Origin of the sequence: Helicobacter anseris, assembly GCF_003364335.1 — a bacterium.
Taxonomy (GTDB): domain Bacteria; phylum Campylobacterota; class Campylobacteria; order Campylobacterales; family Helicobacteraceae; genus Helicobacter_H; species Helicobacter_H anseris.
In genome coordinates, this window is the sequence record NZ_NXLX01000005.1 from 1 (window position 1) to 13,216 (window position 13,216).

Genomic DNA, 13,216 nt, shown 5'->3' on the forward strand with positions numbered 1-13,216 from the left:
ACCTTGAGCATTAGCATTCTCTCTTAATTCACCCATTCTTTTATTTAAGCTATTCATATTAGCTAAATAAAGATCATAATTACTTCCAAGAGCTGCTGCACTTGCTTGTTGGATTGCTTGAGTAACACTTTGAATCTTAGCTGTTCCAATGAAATAAGTAAGATAGCCTCCAGTAGAATTTGTCTTACCATATTGATCTGTTTTATCAGTTACAAGAGAAATATCTACAGCACCAGCTCCTTGAGCACTAATACCTCCAATAAAGCTAATATTAGAACCTTCTTTGATAGTAGCTACTGCAATATTTCCTTCTTTATTAGTGCCATCACCTTGATAATCCATTGCACTAATATCTTTAATATCTAAATCACTATTTGCTTTAAGAGTAATAGTATGAGTTTTAGCATCACTTGCTTGAGTATTATTATTGATAATAATTCTATCAGAGTAAGCATAGCCATAACTATTACTATCACTTTGTTTCTTTCCACCTAAAGTAGATTCTGCAGTATTTGTTTGAGTATTGATACTCATAATAAAATTGATAGCTTCTCCTTTAAGAGAATCTATGGTAAGTAATGAGAAGTTATTAGTAATCTTTGCACTATCATTGCTATCTAAACTAGTATCTCTAGTATTTATTCTTAAACCTTTAGATGATTCTAATTGAGCTAGGATAATACTATTATTACTTCCATTACTACTTAAAGTAGTGATGTGATTGTCTTTAGCTAAAAGAGATAAAGAGGCATTAGAGCTATTGAAAGTAATATTTGTTTGTCCAGAATCTTGTGCAGTAACACTACTATTGATTATACCTTTAGAATCTTCATAAAGATTGATATTAGTAACACCACTATTGCTTGTGCTAATACCACTTGCTAGAGTTCCATTGTGATTAAAGTTGATATTAGTGATTCCACCTGTGGTTTTAATATCACTATTGTTTGTATTTTTTACATCACTATTACTAGCATTACTTCTCCAATTTAATGTAGCACCTGAAGTATTTGCAAAGTTAATGTTATTAGTTCCATTAGAGAATACTAAGCCATCATTATTATTGCCACTACCATATTTAAATGTAGTAGTTTTTGCATTTACATTAAAAGTATTGGTAGCATTAGTATTATTTGTTAGTGTTCCAGTGATTGTAGCTGTAGCGGAATTAGAATCATTGCTTCCTAGATTAAAGATAGTGGTTCCTCCAGTAGTGCTTATATTACCATTTAGTGTTCCACTCTCTCCATTGAAGTTAATAGTGGAAGTTTCAGCGGTAGTAGTGATACCTTCACTTAATACTAAAGTTGCACTATTTGCAATATTAGCTATTGTAGAAGCAGAGTTTGTTACTGCTTTAGAGATAGTTGCTTGAGCATTATCTACTAGATTAATAGTAGAAGTTCCACCTGTAGTATTGATACCACCATTTAAACTTCCACTTGCTTCAAAGTTAATCTTTGTTTCTCCACTATTTGTAGTGATACTGCCATTATTATTGCTATTCATTGTTAGAGTTTTACTTGCTCCAATATTGATAATATTTCCACCATCTCCTGTAACATCACTTCCTGAGAAACTTAAATCATTGCTAATAGTTGCACTCTTAGTTGATAAATCAAAGATGTTTTGTCCTTCTCCTTGAGTAGAGAGCGTTCCAGTGATACTATAAGTTCCATTATCATTTGTAAAGCTAAATGTTGTAGTTCCACCACTTGTGCTTACATTACCACTGAAAGTTCCGCTACTTCCATTAGAATCCCCCAAGAAGTTAATCTCTGTTGCTCCACTATTTGTAGTAAGGGTTTTTGCAGTGCTATTACTATCAGATAGTGTTAGAGATTTAGCATTTGAGATATTAAAGATGTTTTTACCAGTTGCATTCTCTTCACTTCTTTGTGCTATAAGATTTGAAGTAACTTTTGTATCTCCTTGGATATTGAAAGTATTGTTTCCATTACCGCCAATAGAAAGAGTGCTTGAATCTTCAGTCATAGAGAAAGTTGAATCACTTCCAGCAAAGTTAAGAGTATTGCTTCCAGCATTAGCTGTAATATTACCTGAGACACTATGAGTTGCATTTGCACCATTGAAAGTGAGAGTGTTTGCTCCACCATTGTTGGTGATATCACCAGATACTGTTGTATTACTACCCACAATGATAGCGTTTGTCCCACGATTTGTCGTGATGTTGCTTACAGAAAAAGTGCCTGCTGTGGCAAGATTGTTTCGTCCTTCGTTATCAACAGTAGTGTCTGCGATTAGATCTCCTCCAATACTGATCGCACCCACATTGATATAATTTCGTCCTTTTGAAGTGTAGATGTTGTTTGTAACATTAAGTGTAAGCTGACTAGCTTGATAGGTATTATCACTCCAAGTGCTATCAGTAAAGTTTGTGCTAAGGGCTAGAGTTCTACCGCTTGCATCTCCAGTTGTTAAATCTTTTCCAATATAGTTATAGCCTGTTTTGTTGCTACCAATAGTTGTTTGTTTGTTAATATCGGTGATTGTGATTGTAGTGGGAGAAGTTAGATTGTCAAGACTTAAAATATTGGCTGTATTTTTTAGATGATTTTGATCTCCATCTCCACTTGATGCACGAATCTCTATAATTTGTGTGCCACTACTAATAGTATTTAGAGCAAGTATGTTTTTGCCACCACCACTTGCTGTGATAGACGCACCAGTCAAGGTGTTTGATGTAGCACTGCTAGTAGAGATAAGATTACTCCCATTATTTGCTGTAATGTTTCCAGAGATGCTAGTTGTTCCATTGCCTGTGAGTGTAATAGCATTTGATCCTGCATTTATATAGATATTTCCTGTGATAGAGATACTTGTTGATGCACTGATTGTATTTCCTGATCCACTTGCCCATACCCCTCCAGATTGGATTGTGATACTTCCAGCTTGTGCTTCAATCGTGTTACCCTTATAGCCCCCAACAGTATTTGCATGCACACCTTTTGTTACAATAAGGCTCCCAGTAGTTAAGGTAATAGAATTTGTGTTTCTTGTGCCTGAAGCAACGATGCTATAGTCTGAGAAATTGCCTGACAACTCTCCTATATTTAAATCCCCAGAAGTAGCATTTATTGTATTACTAACATCAATCTTTGACATAAATTGATTTGCAAGAACTCCTCCAGTGATAGAATGGCTTGTTCCAGCAAAAGTGATAGAGTTGGTTCCTCCACTAGCTTGAACTACTCCATTGATGGAGTTTGTTCCTTGTGTGAATGCAATAATGTTTTTAGCAACTGTTGCAGCAGAATTGATGTCGGTAGCAGAGGCAGTGATATTGCCATTGATAGTATTGTTTCCTGAACCAGAAAAGGTAACATTGTTTGTTATGGTAGTTGAATAAGATCCTGTTGATGCATTGATTGCCCCAGTTGTGTTGTCTTGAGAGCCCGTGTCAAATAGAATGGTATTTGTAGAGCTTCCTCCATTATTTGCTGAAGTTGCTGTTGCACTGATTGCTCCTACTTGATTGGTTGCGGTGCTAAATGTAACATTATTGCTTCCACCATTTCCACTTACACTAATTCCATTGGTTACCGTGCTTTGAGTTCCTGAGAACTGAACTGTATTGGATCCTGTATTTGCAAAAATTGAACCCTGTACTTCATTTGTGGCTGATGTTCCTTGAAAATAAACTTTGTTTGTTCCAGTATAATCAGCTTGAATATTACCTTTAATTGTGTTTGTTGTCGTTTCAGCTTTAAAATAAATGCTATTTACAACTTGCTTTGCATAAATTTTATTAACGTTGCTTGTTCCAGAGGTAAAGTTTATTGTTGTTCCACCAGTTGCACCCCCTTCTTTTGGATCCCAAGTAAGCGTATTATTTGCCCCATTAAAATTAATCGTTACACCATTTCCTTTGTTGTTTTTGAGAGTGTCAATAGTGAGATTGGCATTATTGCTTGCAATTTTAAAAGTCAAGCCATTGGCATTATATTGAGAAAAAATAGTTCCAAGATGAATAGTTGCATTATCTGTAGCAGTAAAATCAAAAATTGTGCCTCCAGAGGAACTGTTTGGTGTTGTAATATTTCCTTGAATATCAATATTTGTTCCATTAAAAGTTAGTGTATTCCCAGTGCTTTGTATATAGATTCCATGATGGATTGTTAGTGAGTTGCTTCCTGTATAAAAATTAATATTTCCATTATTCCCATTTACATTTACACCATATCCACTTGTAAGGCTAGATCCGATGCTCCCTCCGTTACTAAAAGTCAAATTAAAGCTTCCACTACTGGTCTTGGAGAGATTGCCTGTGATTAATCCACCACTTTCATTAAAGACAACACTTGTATCCTCGTATCCTACACTAAGATTACCTTCTAGCTTTGCACCGTTATTAAAGGTGAGAGCATCAGGGGTGCTATCTGCTCCAGTTGCTTTACCTCCACTATTGAGTGTAATATTCCCCTTAACATTTGCGCCAAAAATGGCTTTGAAATATCTAGTATTGGCATAGTTTGTTCCAGAAGTTGTAATGTTTCCTTTGAAAGCATAGCTTGTGCCATCAGTATTTGTAACTTGGCTTAGATCTAGGAAAAAAGTATTTGCATTTTTTTGACTCCCAAAATTTATGTTGAGAGTTCCTGTGCCACTATCTCCCATTTGTAGAGCTTTCCCATTGCTGTTGAGTGTCAATGATGTTCCAGTTTGTGCTACCTCAACTGTATAGGTACTTCCACTTCCAGAATTTGAAGTAGAACCATTGTAGTTAAAATTCAATGTTTCAATGCTTGTATTTGCATTATATGTGGGTTTATATGCAGTTCCTGGTACAGTTCCAGGATCTACGGCTTGCCAAGTAATTCCATATTGTTGTTCAGAATCACCTAAACATATCAATGGATTTCCATTTGAATTTGTGCATGCTCCGCTTGCCACACTCATTCCAAGAGCTAAAGCTAGAGAACTAGCAACTAAAGGTTTAAAAAATCTTTTTAAATTGTTTGAAGAGAAAGAGGCATTTAAAGAATTATTTGTATCCCCCCCCCCCTAATAGTGAAATATTTCTTTTCATCTTATTAACTCCTTGTTTTTTTTAATGTTTTTTAAAAGAATTTAAAAAATAAAATGCAATGATAATAAAAATAAACTTAAGATTTTCTTATACCCCCCCCCCCAATTTTTTGATTTTTTTGCTTTAAACACTAAAGTTTTGATTCTTCTCAAAATCAAGATACTGATAGATAGTATCTTTTTGGAGTTTTTGTTGAATGCTTTCAAAATATTCTTTGGCACTAGGGATTCTTCCAAGTTTTGCACATACTGCACCAAGCTCCGCACTTCCTAGATAAACTTGAGCATTTTTACCCATACGATTATCAAAATTTCTTGTAGAGGTTGAAAAGACGACTGCATTATCTCTTACTCTTGCTTGATTTCCCATACAAAGACTGCATCCAGCAGGCTCTATTCTTGCTCCTGCAAGCCCAAAGGTCGCAAAATATCCCTCATTGCTTAGTTGTTGCGCATCCATTTTGGTTGGAGGTGCTATCCATATTTGTGTCGGAGAGATTCCATTTTCTTTGATGATTTCACCAAAAGCCCTAAAGTGTCCTATGTTTGTCATACAGCTACCAATAAAAACTTCATCAATATTTTTTGGTCTTTTGTTATCTTGCAAAATTTCTGAGAGTGTTGCGACATCATCAGGGTCATTTGGACAAGCAAGGATAGGTTCTTTTATCTCATCAAGATTGATTTCTAGGATTGCGCTATATTGTGCATCTTTATCTGCTTGTAGTAGTGTGGGGTTTTTTATCCACTCTCTCATCGCATTTGCTCTTTTTTGCAAGGTTTTTGCATCTTTGTAGCCATTGGCAATCATTTTTTCAATTAGAGCAATATTGCTTTGTAGATATTCTATGATAGGTTCTTTATCTAGTTTGATGACACAGGCCGCTGCACTTCTTTCAGCACTTGCATCGCTAAGCTCAAATGCCTGTTCTACTTTGATGTGCTCTAATCCTTCAATCTCTAAGATTCTGCCATTAAAGATATTTTTCTTCCCTTTTTTTTCTGTGGTGAGCAATCCTTGTTTGATAGCATAATAGGGAATAGCATTGACTAAATCCCTTAGAGTGATACCTTGTTGTAAGGAGCCTTTGAATCTTACAAGCACAGATTCTGGCATATTTAAGGGCATAGAGCCTGTAACCGCAGCAAAGGCTACAAGCCCACTTCCTGCAGGAAAACTAATGCCAATAGGGAATCTTGTATGGCTATCTCCCCCTGTGCCTAGAGTATCTGGGAGGCAAAAGCGATTAAGCCAAGAGTGTATCACACCATCTTTGGGTTTAAGCGCTACCCCACCCCTTGAGGTGATAAAATCTGGTAGTGTTGCGTGTAGGCTTACATCAGAGGGTTTTGGATATGCGGCAGTGTGGCAGAAACTTTGCATTACAAAATCTGCACTAAAGCTTAAACTTGCAAGCTCTTTGATTTCATCTCTTGTCATCGCACCTGTGGTATCTTGACTTCCAACAGTGCTTGTTTTTGGCTCACAATAAGTATGCGGTAAGATTCCTTCTACTCCACAGGCTTTGCCTACGATTTTTTGTGCAAGGGTATAGCCTTTTGCTTGTGTATTTGGTGCTTCTATGGTGCTAAAGACATCTGATGGGGGTAATTTTAGAAATGCTCTTGCTTGATTGGTGAGCTTTCTGCCTATGATAAGTGGGATTCTCCCTCCTGCTCTTATCTCATCAAAAAGAGTATTTGGAGTGATTTTAAACTTTGTGATTTCTTGATTATCTTTAGTGATGATGCCCTTGTAGGGATAGAGCTCAATAATATCTCCATTTTGTAATTTTGAAACATCAGCAATAATTGGTAAAGCACCGCTATCTTGGCAAGTATTAAAAAAAATAGGCGCAATCACGCTTCCTATGACAATGCTACCTGTCCTTTTATTGGGAATGTAGGGAATATCCTCTCCAAAATGCCACATAATAGAATTGCACGCAGATTTTCTTGAGCTTCCTGTCCCTACCACATCCCCGACATAAGCAACTTTATAGCCTTTTTGTTTGATAGATTGGATAGCATCTTCAGAATTTGGAATACGATTTTTTAACATTGCTTTTGCATGTAGGGGAATATCACTTCTGCTAAAGGCATCGCTTGCTGGGGAGAGGTCATCTGTATTGGTTTCTCCATCGACCTTAAAGACGCAAAGAGTGATTTTTTCTTCTAGGGGTTGTTTTTGTAAAAACCATTCTGCATCTGCCCAAGATTGCAAGATCTCTTTTGCAAGAGGCAAGGTTTGTGATAGCTTTGCTATGGTATCAAAACTATCATATACTAAAAGAGTGTGTTTGAGAGCTTTGGCACTTTCTTTGGCTACTTCTTGATTGCTAGATTGCAATGCTTTGATGAGATAGGTGACATTGTAACCCCCAAGCATTGTTCCAAGATATTTTGTCGCTTCTTGCGGGGTGAATGTATCGCATTTTATTTCTTCTAGGGCTATTTTTCCTAAAAAATCTGCTTTGATTTTTGCAGAATCATCAACGCCTGCATTGATTCTATGGATAAGCAAGTCTTTTGCAAAGGCTTTTTGCTCTTTATCTTGTGATTGGAGTAGTAGGGTGATGAGTGCTTGGGTTTGTGTGGAATCTAAAGGGAGGGGCGGGATTTTTAATGCTTGTCTTTGTGCTACTTGTTGTTTGTAATCTTGTATAAAATTTTGCATAAGATGTCCTTAGGATTGGGTTAATGCAAGCATTATACTATGAGAGTTTAAAAATAAAATTTATTTTTTATAGCAAGAGGTTTTAGAGATAATCTTGGAGATTTTTAAAAACAAAACCTTGATTTTTTAAAAGAGGAATAAGAGATTTTAATCCTTCATAGGTTTGTGATTTAGGGTGATTGAGATGGAAGATTAGGATAGAGCCATTGCGCACTTTTTTGGCTTGGTGTAAGATTTGCTCCTTGCTAAAAGTAGCTCCAGCATCGCCTATAACATCAAATCCTATGATTTGATATCCTAAATCTTTTGCAATATCTAGGGCAATATCATCATAATATGCAGTTCCTGAACGAAAAAATTTTGGCTTTTTGCCTATAAGTTGTTGGATATTTTGGCTAGTAATGGTAATTTCTTCATAAATTTCTTGAATATTTTTTGTTCCTTGTATGTGATAAATCCCTTTGCCATTACTGCTTAGGGGCTTGTGAGAATTACCGTGATTTTGGATAGAAAAAAGAGAATCTTGAGAGATGTCAAAAAGCTCTTGCGTGTGTGATTGTAGCCATTTTGTAGTGACAAAAATCATCGCAGGAATTTTTTCTTGTTGTAAAAGCTCTATAATTCTTTTGTCATATTTACCACTGCAAGCATCAAGAGTAAGAAAAATAATTGATTCTTGCGTGTGGATTTTAGAGATAATGTTTTTGTGTTTTTCTCCCCAAAAAGAGGGAGTTTTATTTTGGTATTTTTGTTCTAAAAGCTGTAAAGTATCGCTACTTTTTAGTAATGCAAAAAATGCAATACTAAAAAACAACAGTTTTATTGCCATAAACAAAAATCCTATTTTGCAATGCCAAATCAATGGCCTTTGCAAAGACAATTTTTTCTATATCCCTCCCAGCTTTTTGCATATCTTTCCAAGTATATGTATGGTTGATATTGATGACATCTTGAGCGATTATTGGACCTTCATCAAGGTGATTATTTACAAAATGTGCTGTAGCACCGATGATTTTTACTCCTCTCTCAAAGGCTTGCTTGTAAGGATTTGCTCCAATAAATGCAGGCAAAAAGCTATGATGAATATTGATGATTTTTTGTTCAAATTTTTGGACAAAATTTGGAGAGAGAATACGCATATATTTTGCCAAGACAAGATAATCTACCTCATATTTTGCACATTCTTGCAAAATAAGCTCCTCGTGTTTTTCTCTTGTGATGTCAGAATGTGAAATATGCACAAAGTGGATTCCAAATTTTCTTACTAAATCTCCCAAATCAGCATAATTGCTAATCACTGCTTTGATATTGACATCAAGTTCTTTGCTTTCATATCTTAAGAGCAAATCCCCAAGACAATGGTTTTCTTTTGTGCAAAAGATAATGATAGATTTTTTTGTTTGAGGAATAATTTGGATTTGAGAATTTTGAGGCAAAATACTTTTTAGCTTCTGTAAAAGAGTGTCATATTGGAGATCACCACTAACTTCTGTCCGCATAAAAAACATATTTTGATCTTTATCTACAAATTCATCATTTTTTTCAATATTGAGATGAGATTCAAATAAAATTGAGGAGATTTTAAAAATAAGCCCCTGCATATCAGGGGACATTACCAAGATAGTGTGTTTATTTAATGGTGATGTTTTCAAAGGATTCCTTTTCTTGTGCATCAAGATTGAGTGCTTGAGGTTTGATAGTTTCAAAATTGATGGTTTTAAGATCTATTTTTCTAATTTGAGAGTTATACATTGTTTTATAAAAAAACTCTTTATCGCTTTGATTACTTACGGCTGTCCATTGTGTAGCACTTGGTAAATTTGGTATTTTATTTTTATCTTCAAATTCTGTGCCTATTGGTAAATCAAAGAGATTGAGGATGTGAAAAGCTTGTGTTACCCCAGCATAAGAATCTTTTGGTGTTGGTGCTGTGTGTAAAAAGAAAGCAGCACGCACAAATCTTGATGGAGGAGTAAAATCCCCAGGTAGTCCCAGCATACCACTACCAGCCCCAACAGGAAAAATTTCTTGATTTCTTATAGAAAAATTTTTAGCAGAGCCAGCTTTGAGATTGACATAGTTATTGAGGTTTGTAAGTTGCCATTGAAAATCAGGAGAGTTAGTAAGCACTCCTATAGGATTTGTGTGGATTTGAACCTTTCCTTGCATAATCTCAATAACAATACTTTTTCCTTGAGCATCGCTTACTCTCCAGTGTGCTGTTGGAGGTGCTTTTCCATCTTTGAGTAACATAAATGGAACTACAACAATATGCTTAAAGGCTTCTCTCACTTCATCTGTGGTTTCAAAATTTGAGAGAATATAAGTTACTAATTCCATATCAGCAATGGATTGATGTGCTTTTGTGGAATCAAAGCTTGCAAGACTTCCATAGTGTGCAAAGTAAAAAAGCCCCGCATTTAACCCTTTTTCATTCATTCCCTCACCAATGAAATTATCTTGAGCAACACTAATACCTACAAAACCATATTTTGCTTTCCACTTGATTCCATTTCTTCCTTGAGGGGTGAGAGATTGGAACTCTTGATTTCTTGGAGAGATAATAAGTTTGCTTTGCAAGGAAAATTCTCCCCATTCAATCGTGCGTGCTTGGATATATTTGTTGTCTAGTGTATGGATGGCAATTCCTGTGCAGGCAACAAGGGGATTAAAAATCAAGCAAAAGGTGCAACAAAAAAGTATAAGTCTTTTCATTTCTTTCTCCTTAATAAAAATTATTGAAGTTTATATGTAAAATTTTGCAAAATAATTTGTGTGCTTGAATTGATGATTTTTTCAAGATAAGCATCAAATTTGCTTTTTTCAAGCCAAATGGGATTTTCTACTTGTGCTAAATCTTGCAATGTTGCAATTGCATCATCAAGTGTGCCAATTTCATCAATCAATCCTAGTTTTTTTGCATTTCTTGCACTAAAAACTTTTCCTTCAGCAAATTGTTGGTAATTTTTTGCATTTAGATTTCTTGCATCTGCTACATCATCGATAAACATTTTATATTCTTCTTGTAGCAATTCTTTTAAGAATGCTTCTTCTTTTGGATTCCATTTGCGTGTAGGGGTTCCTATTTCTTTATAAGCACCCATTGCAAGAGTTTGTGTTTTTATGCCAATTTTATCCATAAGCTCTGCGAGATTTACGCCATTGAAAATGACACCAATAGAGCCAATCATCGCTCCGCGATTTGCATAAATCTTTGTAGCATACATTCCACCATAATAACTCCCACTAGCCATTGTGCCTTGCACATAGGCTACTACAGGGATTTTTAAGTTGAGGTCTTTTATCATATCACTGATTTCTACACTTGCACTGATTGCTCCACCTGGAGAGTTGATAAGCAATAGGGCACCTTTAATTTTTGGATTTTGATTGATTTTTTTGATTTGCTCATAAATACTTGCAGAATCAAGAATAGGTCCTTGTAGGTAGATTTTTGCTAGATTTGCATCCTTATTGGGTTGCTCTTGATTTTTTGTGCTAATGAGAATAAGCACTACAATGAGTAAAAATACACAAGCCTTAAAATATTTGGTAATAAAGGCAAATGGCGCGATAAGTATAGAGGCGATTTTTTTCATTTTTTCTCCTTTTTTAAAGGTGGATTATATCGATTTGTTTTTATAATTTGCGTGAAAAAACTTGCTTTCTTGAAGTTTTTGTATCATCATAAAAAAATAAAAGGAGTGTGCGGTTTGAGAAAATTAACACAGCAAGAATCTTTTATTCTTTTAGAAAAAGGAACAGAACCACCTTTTAGCGGAGAGTATTGGAATCATTTTGAAAAAGGGGTGTATTGTTGCAAGCAATGTGATAGTATGTTATTTGATTGGCAGTCAAAATTTCATTCAGGTTGTGGATGGCCTAGCTTTGATGATTGTATTCAAGGGGCAATAAAGCAAGTCTTAGATGCAGATGGCAAGAGGATTGAGATTTTATGTGCAAATTGTGGAGGACATTTAGGACATGTATTTTTTAATGAGGGTTATACGCACAAAAATACGCGTCATTGTGTAAATTCTTTGGCATTGCAATTTAAAAAGGTCTAATAATGATAGAGATTTATCGTGATAAAAAAGCATTGGATTGTAGGTGTATCACTCAATTTGAATTAAGTGAAGAAATTTTGATGGAAAATGCGGGTATTGCACTTAAGAATCTTCTCCAAAAACTTACGCATAAAGGCAGTGTAATAAGTATAGTTTGTGGGGGTGGAGATAATGGAGGAGATGGGTATGTCTTAGCAAGACATCTTGTAGGTGATTATAAGGTTAGGGTTTTGGTTGCAAAAGAACCTAAGAGCGATTTGTGCCTTAAGCAATATCATCGTGCTTTGGCAGTGGGTGTGGAGTGTGTAAAAAAACTTTTGCCTTGCGATGTGGTGGTGGATTGCTTTATTGGTAGTGGTATGAAATCGCAATTAAATCAAGAGGCACAAAAGATAATTGCAATGATGCAATCTGTTGGAAGAATTAAAATTGCATGTGATATTCCTAGTGGTATTGATAATAATGGGGTTGTGAGAGATATTGCTTTTTGTGCAGATTATACAGTTGCGATGGGAGGCATACATCTTGGATTATTGAGTGATGTGGCTAAGGATTTTATCGGGGAGATTGTAGTGGGTGATCTTGGTATAAGCTCTCAAAAATATTGTATTCTTTCGCAAATTAAACTTTTGCAAAAAGAAGATTTTATGCCCCCTGATAGAAAGGAGAAAAATTCTCATAAAGGTAGTTTTGGGCATTTGAGTGTTTATGCTGGAGCAAAAAGTGGGGCTGGAAATTTATGCGCTATGGCAGGACTTGGTTTTGGGGTAGGCAGTGTAAGTGTGGTTGGGGATTTGCATCCTTATTTTGCAGAATTGATGTATGAAGAGCAAATACCTAAAAAAACTACGGCATTTTGTATTGGTATGGGAATGGGGAGTGAGATTCCAAAGGAATTTTTCCTATTATCTAAAGATTTGCCTTGTGTTTTAGATGCGGATATTTTGAGAAATCAAAAAATAGTAGAAATTTTACAAGAGGGTAAAAATTTGGTTTTAACGCCTCATTATGGTGAATTTTTAAATCTTTGGGAATTAGTATTTTGTGAGAAGCTAGATAAAGAAAAATTTTTAGAAAATAAAATAGAAATTCTACTTCAATGGAGTGAAAGATTCCCACATATTGTTACTTTGCTAAAGGGTGCAAATGTTTGCATTGCTCAAAAAGGGAAAATTTTTATCAATCCTTTTGGGAATGTGGCTTTAGCAAAAGCAGGGAGCGGAGATGTATTGGCAGGATTGATTGGGGCTTTATTGGCACAAGGAAAACAGCCATTACAAGCCACGATACAAGCAAGCTTAGCGCATAGCTTTTGTGCAAAAGATTTTGAAAGCAGAAACTATGCTTTAAGGCCTTTGGATTTGATAGAGCAACTTGCTTCTTTATAGTTAAAGTGGATAAAATTATATTTTGATGAAATTAA

At 35.4% G+C, this 13,216-nt stretch carries 8 protein-coding genes; 2 read left to right on the forward strand and 6 right to left on the reverse strand.

Going from position 1 to position 13,216, the window contains the following annotated elements:
- The 6 genes from CQA57_RS02905 to sppA all read right to left on the reverse strand — a co-directional run.
- Window positions 1-4,914 (reverse strand): beta strand repeat-containing protein (locus tag CQA57_RS02905; protein WP_147288343.1); only part of this gene is annotated, 4,914 nt, incomplete at its 3' end.
- A gap of 259 nt (window positions 4,915-5,173) precedes the next feature.
- Window positions 5,174-7,726 carry a bifunctional aconitate hydratase 2/2-methylisocitrate dehydratase gene (acnB, locus tag CQA57_RS02910; protein WP_115578742.1) on the reverse strand — a complete coding sequence of 851 codons (2,553 nt, stop codon included), beginning with the start codon at window positions 7,724-7,726 and terminating at the stop codon, window positions 5,174-5,176.
- Window positions 7,727-7,808: 82 nt separating this feature from the next.
- Window positions 7,809-8,555 carry a polysaccharide deacetylase family protein gene (locus CQA57_RS02915; RefSeq protein ID WP_115578743.1) on the reverse strand — a complete coding sequence of 249 codons (747 nt, stop codon included), beginning with the start codon at window positions 8,553-8,555 and terminating at the stop codon, window positions 7,809-7,811.
- On the reverse strand, window positions 8,530-9,378 hold the full coding sequence (gene purU, locus CQA57_RS02920) for a formyltetrahydrofolate deformylase (RefSeq protein ID WP_342767474.1): 849 nt from the start codon (window positions 9,376-9,378) through the stop codon (window positions 8,530-8,532). The genes CQA57_RS02915 and purU overlap by 26 nt, the downstream gene beginning before the upstream one ends.
- Window positions 9,356-10,441 carry a linear amide C-N hydrolase gene (locus tag CQA57_RS02925; RefSeq protein ID WP_115578745.1) on the reverse strand — a complete coding sequence of 362 codons (1,086 nt, stop codon included), beginning with the start codon at window positions 10,439-10,441 and terminating at the stop codon, window positions 9,356-9,358. The genes purU and CQA57_RS02925 overlap by 23 nt, the downstream gene beginning before the upstream one ends.
- 20 nt (window positions 10,442-10,461) lie before the next feature.
- On the reverse strand, window positions 10,462-11,325 hold the full coding sequence (gene sppA, locus CQA57_RS02930; RefSeq protein WP_115578746.1) for a signal peptide peptidase SppA: 864 nt from the start codon (window positions 11,323-11,325) through the stop codon (window positions 10,462-10,464).
- A gap of 114 nt (window positions 11,326-11,439) precedes the next feature.
- Here sppA and CQA57_RS02935 point away from each other — a divergent pair, with 114 nt between their 5' ends.
- Both CQA57_RS02935 and CQA57_RS02940 read left to right on the forward strand, forming a co-directional pair.
- Window positions 11,440-11,793 (forward strand): methionine-R-sulfoxide reductase, encoded by a 354-nt coding sequence (locus tag CQA57_RS02935; protein ID WP_115578811.1) that lies wholly within the window; start codon window positions 11,440-11,442, stop codon window positions 11,791-11,793.
- A gap of 2 nt (window positions 11,794-11,795) precedes the next feature.
- A complete protein-coding gene (locus tag CQA57_RS02940; RefSeq protein ID WP_115578747.1) occupies window positions 11,796-13,181 on the forward strand; it encodes an NAD(P)H-hydrate dehydratase in 1,386 nt (461 codons plus the stop codon).
- Window positions 13,182-13,216: the final 35 nt, after the last annotated feature.

Excerpts from the sequence above, each read along its gene's own strand:
- acnB (WP_115578742.1), bottom strand. The coding sequence starts at position 7,726 with ATGCAAAATTTTATACAAGATTACAAACAACAAGTAGCACAAAGACAA.
- CQA57_RS02915 (WP_115578743.1), bottom strand. The coding sequence starts at position 8,555 with ATGGCAATAAAACTGTTGTTTTTTAGTATTGCATTTTTTGCATTACTA.
- CQA57_RS02925 (WP_115578745.1), bottom strand. The coding sequence starts at position 10,441 with ATGAAAAGACTTATACTTTTTTGTTGCACCTTTTGCTTGATTTTTAAT.
- sppA (WP_115578746.1), bottom strand. The coding sequence starts at position 11,325 with ATGAAAAAAATCGCCTCTATACTTATCGCGCCATTTGCCTTTATTACC.
- CQA57_RS02940 (WP_115578747.1), top strand. The coding sequence starts at position 11,796 with ATGATAGAGATTTATCGTGATAAAAAAGCATTGGATTGTAGGTGTATC.